Here is a 15669-nt window from a genome sequence, read left to right as displayed (position 1 = left end):
CCGGCAGCCGAATTGTGAGAGCGGCCCTGCTGGAACGCAGTTCCGGCGAGAGCGTGGCTCCGGGGAGAGCGTGGCTTCGGCGAGAGCGTCAGCGACCGGCGGGGTCCAGCCCCAAAGACATGCCGGCCAGTCCACGCTTACGGCTCGACAGCGCGTCGGCAATGCTGCGCAGCTGTTTGGCAGCCGCGGAGTCCGGGTCGGACAGCACCAGCGGCGTTCCCGAATCGCCGGCCGAGACCAGCGCGGGATCCAGCGGCACCTGGCCGAGCAGCGGCACGTCGGCGCCGACCGCTCGCGACAGGTTCTCGGCGACCTTGAGGCCACCGCCCTCGCCGAAGATCTGCATGGTCGACCCGTCGGGCAGCACCAGCCCGGCCATGTTCTCCACCACGCCGACGATGCGCTGCCTGGTCTGCAATGCGATGGCTCCGGCCCGCTCGGCGACCTCTGCGGCGGCCATCTGGGGTGTCGTGACCACCAGGATCTCCGCGCCGGGGATCAACTGCGATACCGAGATCGCGATATCGCCGGTGCCGGGCGGCAGGTCCAGCAGCAGGACATCCAGATCACCCCAGTACACATCGGCAAGGAACTGTTGAAGCGCCCGGTGCAGCATCGGCCCGCGCCACACCACTGGTGTGTTGCCCTGCGTGAACATCGCGATCGAGATCACCCGGACGTCGTGTGCGACCGGTGGCAGGATCATCGAGTCGACCTGGGTGGGGCGGTCGGTGGTGCCCATCATCCTGGGCACCGAATGCCCGTAGATGTCGGCGTCGAGCAGCCCGACCGACAGCCCGCGTGCGGCCATCGCGGCGGCCAGGTTCACCGTGACGCTGGACTTGCCGACACCACCTTTCCCGGATGCGACGGCATACACGCGGGTCAACGAACCGGGCTGGGCGAACGGGATCACCGGTTCACGGGAATCGCCGCGCAGTTGCTTGCGCAGTTCGGCGCGTTGTTCGTCGTTCATGACGTCGAGGGTCACGTTGACCGCGCCGGTGCCGGGAACGTCGCTGACGGCGCGGCTGACGCTGTCGGTGATCTCGGTCTTCTTCGGGCATGCCGACGTGGTCAGGTACACCTCGACATGCACGGAGCCGTCATGCCCGACGGTGACGTTCTTGACCATGCCGATCTCGGTGATCGGACGACGCAGTTCGGGGTCGATCACCTTGGCGAGCGCGGCGCGCACCGAGGATTCGAGGTCAATCGGAGTTGGGGACATCACCCGCGAGTCTAGGCCGCAGACCGGTGACGGCCCGAAGGCGGTGGCTCAGCCCACCGGCCCGGGGGCGGGCCCGAGCGCCGGTGGCAGGGGACCGGGCCCCGGAGCCGGGCCCGGCGGGGGCGGCGGCGGTGGCGCGGCCGGTGGACCCGGCGGAAGAAGTGGCTGGGCGACCGGACCCGCGGGCGGTGCGATCCCGGGTGGTGCCGCCGGCGGTGGGGTGCTCTGGATGCAGAAGACCGCGCACTCCGGCTGCTGCTGCGCTGGTGGTCGCATCCACGCAGGCAGCCAATCCGGCGGCGGCGGGGCCACCGGCTGGGGTGCGGCTGCCGGGGCCGGCGCGGGACCCGGCAGCGGGCCCAGGGACTGTCCGGGCGCGAACCCCGGCAGGTTCGTGGAGATCTGGCGGGCCGCGTCGGTCCGCTCCATCAGCGGCAGCAGCGAAAGCGGGTCGTTGGCGGGCAGGCCGGTGGCATTCATCGGCAGCCCCGGCCCGATGCCCTGGGTGCGCTCGAGGTGGGTGACGGCGGTGGTCCCGGTGTAGTCGTCGAGTGACGGGACCGACCCGTTGATCGGTGGCAGGTCGACGGGCACGACCCCGGTCGCGTACGACGCCGCCCAGCTCAGCACGTTGCGGGCATAGGCCATCGAGTTGTTGTAGCGCAGGATCGCGGCCATCACGTCGGACTGGTTGCGCAGATTCATCCCGCCGCTGCACAGATAACGGGCCGCAGCCAGCGACGCGTCGTAGATGTTCTGCACATCGGCCTTGCCGTCACCGTCCCCGTCGGAGGCGTAGCGCGACCAGGTTCCCGGCAGGAACTGCATCGGCCCCATCGCCCTGGCGTAGGTGACCCGGTCGGCGGTGCGGCTCTGCACGATGACCTCGTTGCCCGGCAGCGTGCCGTCCAACGTGGGGCCGTAGATCGGGCGCACCGCGGTGCCACGCGAATCGGTCGCGCCACCGTAGGCATGCATCGACTCGATCCGGCCGATCCCGGCCAGAAGGTTCCAGCTCACCCCGCAGCCCGGGTAGGCCGCTGTCATCATGCTCTCGGCGTTGCGGTACGCCGCCAGCGCCATCGACGGAATGCGTAGTGCGCCAGGTGAGTTCACCACTGCCGCGGGTGGCGGCGCAGACGAGTTGCTGGCGGCGATGCGCAGCGGGGCCGGCGTCTTGGTCACGGCGACGACCGACGCGCCGGACCGGTCATCGGGCGAGAGTTCCACCGCGGCCAGCGGCATCACCGCGGAATCGCGGCTAGGCAGGTTGGTCGACGGCGCGGACGCTCCGACGGCACCAGCGAGCACGAGGGGGGCGAGCACTGCGGCGACACCAAAAGCCGGCATGTGGACCACTCGACCAGCCTGCCGCTTCGCCGTCCCCGAGGAGGCTTTTCGCCCGATGTGCACTCAACCGTCCTAGTCGTGTGGTCGCCTGTGAATCAAGTCACCATACCGACTCGGCAACGCTGGCGTAACAGCAATCGCCGCAGCTGTTTCACCCGTTCTTCTTCGAGGGCCGGTCGGTGTCGTGTTTGCTCGGTTCCTCGGCGCCGTCCCCGACGGGTGGGCGCAGCGTGGCGATCAGGTCGCGGACCTCCTCCAATTCTCGGCGCAGGTAATCGCGGGTGGCGACCTCGCCGACCGCCAGACGTAGCGCTGCCAGCTCGCGCGCCAGGTACTCGGTGTCGGCTTTGGTCTGCTCGGCGCGCCTGCGGTCTTCCTCCAGGGAGACCCGGTCGCGGTTCTCCTGCCTGTTCTGGGCGAGCAGGATCAGCGGCGCCGCATAGGCCGCCTGCGTGGAGAACGCGAGGTTGAGAAGGATGAACGGGTAGGGATCCCACTGCCAGGCGAAGGCGCCGATGTTGAGCAGGATCCACACGATCACCGCGACGGTCTGGATCGCCAGGTACCGACCGGTGCCGAGGAACCGGGCGAATCGTTCGCTGACCCGCCCGACCGCCTCCGCGTCCACTCGCGGGGTCAGCGACCGGGAGACCCGCGGGGTGTCGAGCCGCTGCCGGGCCGAGCTGTCGCTCATTTCGTGCCCTCGACGGTGACGATCTCGGGTTCGGCCTCACGTTCGCGCCAGTCGTCGGGCAACAGGTGGTCGAGAACGTCGTCGACGGAGACCGCACCGACGAGGTGACTCTCGTCGTCCACCACCGGTCCGCACACCAGGTTGTAGGCGGCGAAATAGCGTGTGAGCGCGCCCAGCGAGTCCTGCGGCCGCAGGTAGGGCAGGTCGGTGTCGACGATTCCGCTGACCAGCTCGGCGGGTGGTTCGCGCAGCAGACGTTGCAGATGCACACACCCGAGGTAGCGGCCGGTAGGTGTGGAGGTGGGCGGACGCACCACGAAGACCACCGATGCCAGCGCCGGTGTCAGGTCCGGATCCCGCACCCGGGCAAGGGCTTCGGCGACGGTGGTGTCGGGGGCGAGCACCACCGGTTCCGAGGTCATCAGACCGCCGGCGGTGTTCGGCGAATGGCTGAGCAGGCGGCGCACGTCCTCGGAGTCCTCCGGGTCCATGCGACGCAGGAACTGTTCGGCATCCGCCGGTGCCATCGTCCCGAGAAGATCCGCCGCGTCGTCGGGGTCCATCGCCTCGAGCACGTCGGCGGCCCGGTCGGTCTTGAGCTGCCGCAGCACCGCGAGCTGCTGGTCCTCCGGCAGCTCCTGCAGGACATCGGCGAGCCGTTCGTCGTCGAGCGCGTTGACCACCTCGTAGCGCCGCTTGTTGGGCAGCTCTCGGATGGCGTCGGCCACCTCCACAGCCCGCTGCCCCTGGAACTGCTCGAGCAACTGGGCCACGCCCTGGTCCGGCATTGCGAGGCCGGACGGTGTGAGGCCGTGGACGTGCTGCCAGTCGACGGCGTGCACATTGCTGCGCCGGCCGAGGCGGCGTTGCGGACGCACCGCCACCTTGGTGACCACCCAATCGCGGGTCCGGGTCTGCTCGATACCGAGATCGACGACCACCACGTCGAGTCCGGCGAGTTGCTCCAGATCCGGGTCGTCGACGCGAACCCGGGTCTCGATGACCTGCCCCAGAACCAGAACCTCGCCGGGACGTTGGGAGAAGCGCCGCAGGGACACGTTGCCGGTGGAGAGGGTCACCGCGCCGGGCTCGATCGCTGTGACGCGCAGGATCGGCACGAAAATTCTTCTGCGGCTGAGCAACTCGCAGACGAGTCCGAGGACGCGCGGTTGTTGTCGCACCAGGCTGATACCGATGACCACATCACGTACCCGGCCGATGGACTCGCCGTCGGGGCCGAGCACCACCATTCCCGCGAGTCGGGCCGCATAGACCCTGTTGACCGACGCCATGGAGGTCAAGGGTAGAGAGTGTTGTTGTGGAAAACCGGTATCGACCCCGCCGGACGTGCCTGTCCGTGCCGGGCAGCAGCGCCAAGATGATCGAGAAGGCCAAGACACTGCCGGCCGACGAGGTGTTCCTCGACCTCGAGGATGCCGTCGCCCCCGACGCGAAAAGCCAAGCGCGGTCCCGGGTCGCCGCCGCCCTCGGTGAACCCGGTTGGGCCGGTCAGTTGCGCGGCGTCCGGGTCAACGACTGGACGACACCGTGGACCCATGCCGACGTCATCGAAGTCGTCGCCGCCGCGGGCGCGGCACTCGACGTCGTGGTGTTGCCCAAGGTGACCGACGTGTCGCACATCCACGCACTGGACCTGCTGCTCGGGCAACTGGAGGCCACGCACGGCCTACCGGCCGGGCGCATCGGTATCGAAGCGCAGATCGAGGACGCCCGGGGACTGACCGACATCGACGCGATCGCGGCCGGACCCCGCGTACAGGCGCTGGTGCTGGGCCCCGCCGATCTGATGGCCAGCCTGAACATGCGCACGCTGGTGGTGGGCGAGCAGCCCGAGGGTTACGACGTCGGCGACGCCTACCACCACATTCTGATGCGGATCCTGGTCGCCGCACGCGCCAACGGCATCGCCGCCATCGACGGCCCCTACCTGAAGGTCCGCGACACCGAGGCGTTTCGGGTGGTGGCAGGCCGGTCTGCGGCGTTGGGTTACGACGGGAAATGGGTGCTGCATCCCGACCAGATCGCTGCGGGCAATCAGATCTTCAGCCCACGCCAGGAGGCCTATGACCACGCCGAGCTGATCCTGGAGGCCTATGAATGGCACACCTCCCGCGCCGGCGGCGCGAGGGGCGCGGTGATGCTCGGCGACGAGATGATCGATGAGGCAAGCCGCAAGATGGCGCTGGTGATCGCCGGCAAGGGTCGTGCTGCGGGGATGAAGCGCACCGGGGAACCGTTCCGGCCCTCGTAGTGACGCTCGAGCCGGTCACCGGAGGCTGAGCAGGATCGCCACCGACAGGTAGAGGAAGTAGCCGGCGAGGACGACAACGCTGACGACGACGGCGGCCACGCCCAGCGCATGGCCGTCCTGCCCGGTGCGCTTGGTCTCGCGCATGGCGACGATCCCCAACACCAGCCCGACGAGCGCAGGCAGGCCGCAGCAGATCAACCCGCCCAGCGATGTCACCAGCGCGGCGACCGCCTTGCCGTTGGTGCCCGGTGGCTTCAGCGGCCAAATCGGGGGATGGCCCGGCGAGGTCGGATACGGCTGGTAGTAGCCGGGGTACGGCGGCGGGTACAGCGGCGGCGGCAGCCCGACATCGGCCGGATAATCCAACGGCGGCGGCCCGACACCGCGACTCGGCTGCTCGGGTCCGCTCGCGGTCATCCGGGTCTACCGGGTCAGGCTGCCAGCATCGAAATGGTCCAACCGAAGCTGATCAACAGCGTCACCACACCCACCACGATGCCGGCGATTGCCAGGCCGTTGCCTGCCTGCCGCGTCTGCTTCATCTGGTTGAGTGCCATGACCCCGAGCACGATGCCGATGATCGAGCCCAGGCCGCAGCACACCCCGAGAATCGACGCCACCAGCGACCAGATCGCAAGGTTGTTGGTGCCCTGCTGAACCGGGGCCCCGTATCCGTAGTCCGATCCGGCATAGCTGTAGTCGGCGCCGGGGTAGCCGGCAGGTGGCGGCGGATAGCCGCCGTACTGCGGCGGCGGTGGATACGCCGGCGCGCCGTAGCCCGGATTCGGGTACGGCGCCGTGCCCTGGTCGGGATACGGCGGCGGGTAACCCGAAGGCGGTGGCGGATAGCCACCGGGGGGCTGGTAACCGCCGGGCGGCTGGTAACTGCCGGGCGGCTGGTAACCGCCGGGCGGCTGGTAACCGCCGGGCGGCGGGAAACCGGTGGCCGGGGTGTCGAACCCGGAATCCGACGGGGTGGGCTGCTGGCCGTATGCCGGGGGCGGGTAGTCCGACGGCGCGGGCGGGGTGCCCTGCGGCGGCGTCGACGCCTCGTTCTGCGCGATCGGGGGCGCTTCGTGGCCTGCCGGGGACGGCTCGGACCCGCCGCCGGAGGAATCGGAAGATTCGATTCGGCCTGACTCGTCGTCCGAATTTGTCATGCTGATCAACCTAGCGCAACCGAAGGTAACCCGAGGTGGGCCCAAGTCGGGGCACCTTTGGCCGGCCGGGATCGTTGACGGCACACTAGCCTTGCACGTCGCGCAATCGAAGGAGTTCACCGACGATGACCAGCCCGTTCCAGCCTGGACAGAATCCCGGTGGGGCATCCGGCGGCCCCGCCTCGGGAAGAGGCCGTCCGGCCGGCCTGCCCACCCCTCCCAAGGGGTGGCCGATCGGGTCCTATCCGACGTACGCGGAAGCTCAGCGTGCCGTGGACTACCTCACCGACCAGCAGTTTCCTGTCGAACACGTGACCATCGTCGGGGTCGACCTGATGCAGGTCGAGCGGGTCACCGGGAAACTGACCTGGCCCAAGGTGCTCGGCGGCGGTGTCCTCACGGGCGCCTGGCTGGGGTTGTTCATCGGCCTGATCCTGGGCTTCTTCAGCCCCAACCCGTGGAGCGCGTTGGTCACCGGTCTGGTCGCGGGCGTGTTCTTCGGTCTGATCACGTCGGCGATCCCGTATGCGATGGCCCGGGGCACAAGAGATTTCAGTTCGACGTTGCAACTCGTCGCCGGCCGATACGACGTGTTGTGTGATCCGCAGAGCGCCGAGCGGGGCCGCGACCTGCTGGCACGTCTGACGATCTGATTGCGGATGGCTGCGATCGCCGAGACCCGATGAGCGACGTCCTCGCCCGGGTTCGCGCTCACTTGCGCGACCATTTCACCCGGATGGGAATCACCGCCGAGCCCGTCGAAGCGAGTGTCACGTTCCTCGGCGCCGACCCCATCGACGTCGTCCGGTTCGGGGCGCCGGAGGGGGCCGATGCCGCTGCAGTGCACTACGTTTCGGTGGGCTGTTCGCGCCACCCGATGGTGGACCCCGCCGACCTCGTCGCCGATCCCGTTCGAGGGCCCCGCGCCGAGGTCGCCGTCGCGCTGCGCGGACCGTCACCCGTCGGGCTGGCGCGGTCGGTCGCGGTGGTCGCGGCCGCTCCTGCCGTCGAAGGGCTGATCCTGGAACCCGACGCGCTCGTCGATCTCGAGACCCCGCTGTGGCAGGGTGCCCCCTTCACGGCATACCTGTTGGGGCCCGGTGCGATCGACGAGGTCGTGCTGCCCGAACCACTGTCGCCGGTCTCAGTGTTGTCGGCGGTCCCGATCACGGCCACCGAAGCGGCGTGGGTGCGGCTGAAAGGCGCCGAGGCCATGCGGGAGGCGTGGGAGCAGGACGGGGTCGATCCGACGGACCCACGGCGGCGGGCCGCCAGTCCGAAGTGAGCGGCTCCTCACGCCGGAACGGTATTCCAGCAGCCGAAATGCGAGTGTGGGCCTGCTGGAATACCGTTCCGGCGGGGTTAGAGCAGTTGGGTCGTTGACGGGCGTGCACGGCGAGTTCGTGCAGGCGGAACACCTCGGCCACGGGTACGTGGATGCTCTTGGCGTCCGGGCACTCGGTCGGGGTGTGAGTCCGCAGCCGCGACGGTGGCAACGTGCGAAACGACGGCATTGCGGGCCTCCCTCCGACTGAGGTGTCCCGATCGTGTGCCGTGACCGGCGGCAGGGATGCGACGCGTCCCGCAGGTGCCGATCTCCTCACGAACGGGGAACCCGTCTCTGTGAGCTCGGCCCGTCGGCTACCCTGACGGCCGTGTCGGAAAGTGCTGTCGGTTCCTCCCGCGCGTCTGAGACGCGCACGCCCCAGGTTGTCATCGAGGACAACGAGATCTTCGAGGCCCACGAGGGGGGCAAGCTCACCGTCGAACTGAAATCGCCACTGGATACCCAGCGGGCACTGTCGATCGCCTACACCCCCGGGGTGGCGCAGGTCAGCCGCGCGATTGCGGCCGATGCCACGCTGGCCAAGCGCTACACCTGGGCGAACCGGCTGGTGGCGGTCATCAGCGACGGCAGCGCCGTGCTCGGGCTCGGCGACATCGGGCCCGCGGCGTCACTGCCGGTGATGGAGGGCAAGAGCGCGCTGTTCAAGACGTTCGGCGGGCTGGACTCCATCCCGATCGTGCTGGACACCAAGGACCCCGACGAGATCGTCGAGACGATCATCCGGCTGCGGCCGACGTTCGGGGCGGTCAACCTCGAAGACATCTCGGCGCCACGCTGCTTCGAGATCGAGCGCCGCGTCATCGAGGCGCTGGACTGCCCGGTGATGCACGACGATCAGCACGGCACCGCCATCGTCGTACTCGCCGCGTTGCTGGGCGCCGCCAAGGTGCTCGACCGTGACATGCACACGCTCAAGGTCGTCATCTCCGGCGCCGGCGCCGCCGGCATCGCCTGCGCGAACATCCTGTTGGCCAAGGGCATCGGTGACGTCACGGTGCTCGACAGCAAGGGCGTCGTGCACACCGGACGCGACGATCTCAATCCGTTCAAAGCGGAGCTGGCGTCCCGTTCCAACCCGCGCGGTCTTCGCGGCGGCGTCGCCGAGGCGCTCGAGGGCGCCGACGTGTTCATGGGAGTGTCGGCCGGGCTGGTGCCCGAGGAGCTGATCGCCACGATGACGCCGGGCGGCATCGTGTTCGCGATGTCCAACCCCGATCCCGAGATCCATCCCGACGTGGCCCGCAAGTACGCGGCCGTGGTGGCCACCGGCCGTAGCGACTTCCCGAACCAGATCAACAACGTGCTGGCGTTCCCGGGGGTGTTCCGCGGTGCCCTCGACGCGGGCGCGCGCCGCATCACCGAGAAGATGAAGGTCGCCGCAGCCGAGGCGATCTTCTCCGTGGTGGGTGACGACCTGGCGGTCGACCACATCGTGCCCAGCGCTCTGGACCCGCGGGTCGGTCCCGCGGTGGCCGCCGCTGTCGCCGCCGCGTCCGAGGACGCGGTCGACTGAGCCGCGGGAGCATCGCGAGTCGACTGGCGTCCGTGCTGGTCGTCGCGCTGGTGGCTGCGGGGTGCGGTGGCGGGCAGCCGCCGCCGTCGATCCCGGTGGGCGCGACCCCGGATCCGGAATCCGAACTGGTGGCCCACCTCTACGCCGCCGCGCTGCGCTACTACGGCAACCCTGCGCACGTCGAGGTCGAGCAGGATCCGCTCGGCCGGCTGGACTCGGGGCAGATCCGCGTCGCGCCGGGCTTCACCGGGAGCCTGCTGCAACGGTTCGACCCGGATGCCGCCGCCCGCTCGGACGTGCAGGTGTACCGGATGCTGGTCGCGGGGTTGCCCGAGGGCGTCGCCGCCGGTGACTACACCACCTCGGCGCAGGACAAACCCGCCGTCGCGGTGACCGAGAAGACCTCCGGGGACTGGGACGTCAGCGACGTGTCGGCGCTGGCCCGCCGGTGTGGGGACGTGTCGGTGGGCGCGGTGACGGGTGCTCCGCGACCGTCGTCGCTGGGCACCTGCGACCTGCCGAAGGCGCGCGAATTCCCCGACGACGCAGCGATGTTCGCGTCGCTGCGGGCCGGTCAGATCGATGCGGCGTGGACGACGACCGCCGCCGGGGATGTACCGCCTGAAGTGGTGGTGCTGTCCGACGAGACCTCGCTCATCCGTGCCGAGAACGTGGTGCCGCTGTACCGGCGCAACGAGCTGACCGAGTCCCAGGTGCTCGCGCTCAACGAGATCGCCGGGGTGCTGGAGACCGGTTCGCTGGCCGAGATGCGCCGCCGGGTGGCCGAGGGCGCCGACGCGGGCCTGGTGGCCGGGCAATGGCTCGATGCCCACCCGCTCGGCGTCGGCCACTGACTTCTGCGGCGAGCGCGCTCAGTGTGCCGGCGGGGTGAGCCTCGAGACCACCTTGGGAAACAGCGACTGGTAGCGCGCGCCGACCGCCCGGATGACGATGTCGAACATCTTCGCGTCGTTGCCCACCAGCACCCGGGCCTTGTTCTTGCGCACCCCGTCCAGGATGATCTGGGCGGCTTTCTCCGGTGTCGTGCTGGCGAGCTTCTTGTCGAAGGTCTGGGCGAGCTCCTCGGGATCCAGGCCCTCGGCGGCGGTCGCGTTGCGTGCGATGGCGGTCTTGATGCCGCCGGGGTGCACACAGGTGACCTTGACCGGGTGGTTGGCGAGCGCCATCTCCTGGCGCAGCGCTTCGGTGAAGCCCCGCACCGCGAACTTCGCCGCGTTGTAGGCACCCTGGCCGGGCACCGCGAACAGGCCGAAGACGCTGGAGACGTTGACGACGTGTCCGTCGCCGGAGGCGATGAGGTGCGGCAGGAAGGACTTGGTGCCGTTGACGACGCCCCAGAAGTCGACGTCCATCACCCGCTCGATGTCCTTGTACTGGCTGATCTCGATGTCGCCGGTGAAGGCGATGCCGGCGTTGTTGTAGATCTGGTTGACCTTGCCGAAGTGCTCGGCGACACCGTCGGCGTAGAGCTGGAAGTGTTCCCGCTCGGTGACGTTGAGGCGGTCGGACTTCACCTGGGTGCCGATGGCCTTCAGGCGCTCCTCGGTGACGGCCAGGCCCTCGGTGTCGATGTCGCTGATCGCCACGTGGGCGCCGGAGCGGCCCAGCTCGATCGCCAGCGCCTGACCGATGCCCGAGCCGGCGCCGGTCACGACGGCCACCTTTCCGGCGAAGCCCTGCATATCCGCTCCTTTTCGGGTTGTTCTACGCGTGTTGAGTGAGGGCAAGGCTACCCGATACCCGAGGTCCCCCATATGTGAGGGCGGTCGCATCGCGGGGGCCAGTAATGGCGAGCGACCGGAGAGCGACAGTAAGGACATGAAGTTGAAGTCCTCCGCCGTCGCGGCCTTCGTCGCGTCCGCCGCCGTCGCAGCGACCATGTCCGCGGCACCTGCACACGCTGACCCCACCGCGGATGCGTTCCTGTCGACGCTGCAGCACTACCGCCTCGGCGACATTGATCCGGCGACCGCGATGCGGGTGGGGCACCAGGTGTGTCCGATGTTGTCCGAACCGGGACAGAACCTGGCCAACGTCGCCGCCGACGTCGCCGGCGATCTCGGCCGGCCGCTCGGGCCGGCGACGATGTTCACCGGTCTGGCCATCTCGATCTTCTGCCCGCGGGCAGTCAACGCGATGACCGACGGGATCCCGTTCTCGTTCTTCTGACAGGCCACCGCCCGACGGCCGCGAGCGCGCGCAAAAAGTACGCGTGCCGCGGCGTGTCGGCGGACAAACCCGCGCGCTCGCGGTGAAGAGCCGGGGAGATGGGCTAGGCGAACGCCTCGTCGATGATCTCCTGCTGCTCGACAGCGTGCACCTTCGACGAACCCGACGATGGCGCGGACATCGCCCTACGGGAGATGCGCTTGATACCGGTGAGCTTGTCCGGCAGCACCTCGGGCAGCGTCAGCCCCATCGTCGGCCACGCACCCTGGTTCGCCGGTTCCTCCTGCACCCAGAAGTACTCGGCGGCATTGGGGTACTGGTCGAGCGTCTCGGCGAGTCGGCGCCTCGGCAGCGGCGCCAGCTGCTCGATGCGAACGATCGCCACGTCGTCCCGCTGTTCCTTGTTCTTGCGGGCCGCCAATTCGTAGTACAGCTTGCCGCTGGTCAACAGCACCCGCTTGACCTTGGTGCGGTCACCCTCGCCGTCGGTGTAGGTGGGCTCCTCGAGCACCGAGCGGAACTTCATCTCGGTGAAGTCGCGGATGTCGCTGACGGCCGCCTTGTTGCGCAGCATCGACTTCGGCGTGAAGACGATCAGCGGTCGGTGGATCCCGTCGAGTCCGTGCCGGCGCAGCAGGTGGAAGTAGTTCGCCGGCGTCGACGGCATCGCGATCGTCATCGACCCCTCCGCCCACAGCAGCAGGAACCGCTCGATGCGGCCCGAGGTGTGGTCGGGGCCCTGGCCCTCGTGGCCGTGCGGCAGCAGCAGCACCACATCGGAGAGCTGTCCCCACTTGGCTTCGCCGGAGCTGATGAACTCGTCGATGATCGACTGCGCCCCGTTGACGAAGTCGCCGAACTGGGCCTCCCACAGCACCAGCGCGTTCGGGTTGCCCACCGAGTAGCCGTACTCGAAGCCCACCGCCGCGAACTCGGACAGCGCCGAGTCGTAGACCATGAACCTGCCGCCGGTCGGGTTGCCGTCGGTGTCGACGGTCAGCAGGTCCAGCGGCGTGAACTCCTTGCCCGTCTTGCGGTCGATGATCACCGAGTGCCGCTGGGTGAACGTGCCCCGCCGGGTGTCCTGGCCGGTCAACCGGATCGTCTTGCCTTCGGCCAGGAACGAGCCCAAGGCCAGCAGCTCGGCGAACGCCCAGTCGACCTTGCCCTCGTAGGCCATCTCGCGGCGCTTCTCGAGCACGGGTTTGACGCGCGGATGGACGTTGAACTCCTCGGCGACCGCCAGATGGGCGTCGCCGATGCGGGCCAACAGCGCCTTGTCCACCGCGGTGTTCATCCCCGCCGGAACCATCTGATCGGACTCCACCGAGGCGCTGGGCTCGATGGCGTGCTTCTCGAGATCGCGCACCTCGTTGAAGACCCGTTCGAGCTGGCCCTGGTAGTCGCGGAGCGCGTCCTCGGCTTCCTTCATCGAGATGTCGCCGCGACCGATCAACGCCTCGGTGTAGGTCTTGCGCACGCCGCGCTTGGTGTCGATGACGTCGTACATGTTGGGCTGCGTCATCGACGGGTCGTCGCCCTCGTTGTGGCCCCGCCGCCGGTAGCAGAGCATGTCGATGACGACGTCCTTCTTGAACTGCTGCCGGAAGTCCATCGCCAGCTTGGCCACCCACACCGCGGCCTCGGGATCGTCGCCGTTGACGTGGAAGATCGGCGCGCCGATCATCTTCGCGACGTCGGTGCAGTACTCCGAGGAGCGCGAGTCGCCCGGGGAGGTGGTGAACCCGATCTGATTGTTGACGATGATGTGGATGGTCCCGCCGGTGCGGTACCCGCGCAGCAGCGCGAGGTTCAACGTCTCGGCGACCACCCCCTGACCGGCGAACGCGGCGTCGCCGTGCAACATCATCGGCACGACGGTGAATTGGTTGGACCCGTTGGTCTCCTCGCCGGTGTCGAGGAGGTCCTGCTTGGCGCGCACGATGCCTTCCAGCACCGGGTCGACCGCCTCGAGGTGGCTGGGGTTGGCGACCAGCGACACGGCGATGTCGTTCTCACCGAACATCTGGATGTAGGTGCCCGTCGCGCCGAGGTGGTACTTGACGTCGCCGGAACCATGCGCCTGTGACGGGTTGAGGTTGCCCTCGAACTCGGTGAAGATCTGCGAATACGGCTTGCCGACGATGTTGGCCAGCACGTTCAGGCGGCCCCGGTGCGGCATGCCGACCACGACCTCGTCGAGACCGTGTTCGGCGGCCTGGTCGATCGCGGCGTCCATCATCGGGATGACCGTCTCGGCTCCTTCGAGCGAAAACCTCTTCTGGCCAACGTATTTGGTCGCCAAGAAGGTCTCGAAGGCCTCGGCCGCGTTGAGCTTGCTCAGGATGTACTTCTGCTCGGCGACGGTGGGCTTCTCGTGTTTGATCTCGATGCGTTGCTGCAGCCACTCCTGCTGCTCGGGCTCGAGGATGTGGGTGTACTCCACCCCGACGTGGCGGCAGTACGCGTCACGCAGCAGGCCCAGCACGTCGCGCAGCTTCTTGTTGGTCTTTCCGGCGAACCCGTTGACCTTGAACTCCCGGTCCAGATCCCACAGCGTCAGACCGTGGGTGTTGACGTCGAGATCGGGGTGGCTGCGGAAGCGGGTGTTGTCCAGCCGCAGCGGGTCGATGTCGGCCATCAGGTGGCCGCGGTTGCGGTAGGCCGCGATCAGCTCGATGACCCGGGCGTTCTTGTCATCGATGGAATCGGGGTTGTCGATCCGCCAGCGCACCGGCTCGTACGGGATGCCGAGTTCGCGGAAGATCTCGTCGTAGAACTCGTCGTCGAGCAACAACTGGTGGATCGTGCGCAGGAAGTCGCCGGACTCGGCGCCCTGGATGATGCGGTGGTCGTAGGTCGACGTCAGCGTGATGAGCTTGCCGACACCGAGTTCACCGATGCGCTCGTCGCTGGCGCCCTGGAACTCCGCCGGGTACTCCATGGCGCCGGCACCGACGATCGCGCCCTGGCCCCGCATCAGTCTCGGCACCGAGTGCACCGTGCCGATGGTGCCGGGATTGGTCAACGAAATCGTCACGCCGCCAAAGTCCTCGGCGGTCAGCTTGCCGTCGCGGGCGCGGCGCACGATGTCCTCGTAGGCCGCGATGAACTGGCCGAACCGCATCGTCTCGCAGTTCTTGATCGCCGCGACGACGAGCTGGCGGCTGCCGTTCTTGCCCTGCAGGTCGATCGCCAGGCCGAGGTTGGTGTGGGCGGGTGTGACCGTGTTCGGCTTGCCGTCCACCTCGGCGAAATGCCGGTTCATGTTCGGGAACTTCTTCACCGCCTGCACGATCGCGTAGCCCAGCAGGTGGGTGAACGAGATCTTGCCGCCCCTGGTGCGTTTGAGGTGGTTGTTGATGACGATCCGGTTGTCGATCATCGCTTTGGCCGGGATGGCGCGCACGCTGGTGGCGGTCGGCACGTCCAGCGATGCGGACATGTTCTTCACCACGGCGGCCGCGGCGCCACGCAGCACCTGGGTCTCGTCGTCCTCGGCGGCCGGCTTGCTCTTCGCCGGCGCCTCGGGCGCCTTGGCCTCCGGCTTCTTGTCGTCGCTGTCCTTGGCTGGCGGCTTGTCCTGGGCGGGCTTGTCGGCGGTCTTCTCGGTGGCGGTCGGTTTCGGGGCGGGCTTGTCCGCCTTCGCCGGGGCTGCGCCGGAATCGGTGTCTTTCGCCTTGGTCGCGCCGTTGCTGCTCGCCGACTTCGGGGCGGGTGCCGGTGCCGGTTCGGGGGGGCTGATCGGATCGGAGGCGGACTTCCCGTTGGCTCTCGGGGCGGTGTCGTTGGTGGGTTCGGGGGAGTAGTCGACGAGGAACTCGTGCCAACTGGGGTCGACCGACGAAGGATCCTCCCGGAACTTGCGGTACATCTCTTCGACCAACCACTCGTTCTGACCGAATGGTGAA

General features: G+C 68.5%; 14 protein-coding genes. 6 read left to right on the top strand and 8 right to left on the bottom strand.

The genetic code is table 11. From position 1 onward, the window contains the following. Nucleotides 1-88 precede the first annotated feature (88 nt). The 4 genes from BEMPMBAN_RS14450 to BEMPMBAN_RS14435 all read right to left on the bottom strand — a co-directional run bounded on the left by BEMPMBAN_RS14450 (nt 89) and on the right by BEMPMBAN_RS14435 (nt 4567). Nucleotides 89-1231 (bottom strand): Mrp/NBP35 family ATP-binding protein, encoded by a 1143-nt coding sequence (locus tag BEMPMBAN_RS14450; protein WP_159231077.1) that lies wholly within the window; start codon nt 1229-1231, stop codon nt 89-91. A 48-nt stretch (nt 1232-1279) separates the two neighbouring features. After that, entirely contained in the window at nt 1280-2581 is a 1302-nt protein-coding gene (locus BEMPMBAN_RS14445) for a lytic transglycosylase domain-containing protein (protein ID WP_159231076.1), read from the bottom strand. Between the two features lie 151 nt (nt 2582-2732). Next, nucleotides 2733-3275 carry a DUF1003 domain-containing protein gene (locus BEMPMBAN_RS14440; protein WP_159231075.1) on the bottom strand — a complete coding sequence of 181 codons (543 nt, stop codon included), beginning with the start codon at nt 3273-3275 and terminating at the stop codon, nt 2733-2735. Further along, entirely contained in the window at nt 3272-4567 is a 1296-nt protein-coding gene (locus BEMPMBAN_RS14435) for a magnesium transporter MgtE N-terminal domain-containing protein (RefSeq protein WP_159231074.1), read from the bottom strand. Before BEMPMBAN_RS14435 ends, BEMPMBAN_RS14440 begins: the two co-directional genes overlap by 4 nt. Before the next feature lie 26 nt (nt 4568-4593). Here BEMPMBAN_RS14435 and BEMPMBAN_RS14430 point away from each other — a divergent pair, with 26 nt between their 5' ends. Beyond that, the gene (locus BEMPMBAN_RS14430) at nt 4594-5547 is read left to right on the top strand and encodes an HpcH/HpaI aldolase/citrate lyase family protein (protein WP_159231073.1); all 954 of its coding nucleotides are present in this window, start codon (nt 4594-4596) and stop codon (nt 5545-5547) included. A 15-nt stretch (nt 5548-5562) separates the two neighbouring features. On the opposite strand, the gene BEMPMBAN_RS14425 is transcribed toward BEMPMBAN_RS14430, so the two are convergent. Both BEMPMBAN_RS14425 and BEMPMBAN_RS14420 read right to left on the bottom strand, forming a co-directional pair. After that, nucleotides 5563-5964, bottom strand: a complete 402-nt coding sequence (locus BEMPMBAN_RS14425) for a DUF4190 domain-containing protein (RefSeq protein ID WP_159231072.1) — start codon at nt 5962-5964, stop codon at nt 5563-5565. Nucleotides 5965-5978: 14 nt separating this feature from the next. Beyond that, entirely contained in the window at nt 5979-6707 is a 729-nt protein-coding gene (locus BEMPMBAN_RS14420) for a DUF4190 domain-containing protein (RefSeq protein WP_159231071.1), read from the bottom strand. A gap of 125 nt (nt 6708-6832) precedes the next feature. On the opposite strand from BEMPMBAN_RS14420, the gene BEMPMBAN_RS14415 reads away from it, so the two are divergent. The 4 genes from BEMPMBAN_RS14415 to BEMPMBAN_RS14400 all read left to right on the top strand — a co-directional run bounded on the left by BEMPMBAN_RS14415 (nt 6833) and on the right by BEMPMBAN_RS14400 (nt 10422). Further along, nucleotides 6833-7360 carry a YflT domain-containing protein gene (locus BEMPMBAN_RS14415; RefSeq protein ID WP_159231070.1) on the top strand — a complete coding sequence of 176 codons (528 nt, stop codon included), beginning with the start codon at nt 6833-6835 and terminating at the stop codon, nt 7358-7360. A gap of 29 nt (nt 7361-7389) precedes the next feature. Beyond that, complete coding sequence (locus tag BEMPMBAN_RS14410) at nt 7390-7992, top strand: suppressor of fused domain protein (protein WP_159231069.1); 603 nt, start codon at nt 7390-7392, stop codon at nt 7990-7992. A 370-nt stretch (nt 7993-8362) separates the two neighbouring features. Next, entirely contained in the window at nt 8363-9568 is a 1206-nt protein-coding gene (locus BEMPMBAN_RS14405) for an NAD(P)-dependent malic enzyme (RefSeq protein ID WP_159231068.1), read from the top strand. A gap of 23 nt (nt 9569-9591) precedes the next feature. Next, nucleotides 9592-10422, top strand: coding sequence for a glycine betaine ABC transporter substrate-binding protein (locus BEMPMBAN_RS14400; protein ID WP_425294978.1), 831 nt, complete (start codon nt 9592-9594; stop codon nt 10420-10422). Between the two features lie 18 nt (nt 10423-10440). Here the strand turns inward: BEMPMBAN_RS14400 and BEMPMBAN_RS14395 are convergent, their stop codons facing one another. Further along, entirely contained in the window at nt 10441-11271 is an 831-nt protein-coding gene (locus BEMPMBAN_RS14395) for an SDR family NAD(P)-dependent oxidoreductase (protein ID WP_159231066.1), read from the bottom strand. 136 nt (nt 11272-11407) lie between these two features. Here BEMPMBAN_RS14395 and BEMPMBAN_RS14390 point away from each other — a divergent pair, with 136 nt between their 5' ends. Continuing rightward, nucleotides 11408-11758, top strand: coding sequence for a DUF732 domain-containing protein (locus BEMPMBAN_RS14390; RefSeq protein WP_159231065.1), 351 nt, complete (start codon nt 11408-11410; stop codon nt 11756-11758). Nucleotides 11759-11861: 103 nt separating this feature from the next. Here the strand turns inward: BEMPMBAN_RS14390 and BEMPMBAN_RS14385 are convergent, their stop codons facing one another. Continuing rightward, complete coding sequence (locus BEMPMBAN_RS14385; protein WP_234897459.1) at nt 11862-15632, bottom strand: multifunctional oxoglutarate decarboxylase/oxoglutarate dehydrogenase thiamine pyrophosphate-binding subunit/dihydrolipoyllysine-residue succinyltransferase subunit; 3771 nt, start codon at nt 15630-15632, stop codon at nt 11862-11864. Nucleotides 15633-15669: the final 37 nt, after the last annotated feature.

The organism is Mycolicibacterium austroafricanum (assembly GCF_902705885.1).
GTDB classification, from domain to species: Bacteria; Actinomycetota; Actinomycetes; order Mycobacteriales; family Mycobacteriaceae; genus Mycobacterium; species Mycobacterium vanbaalenii_A.
This window is presented reverse-complemented; position numbering and strand designations above follow the sequence as displayed.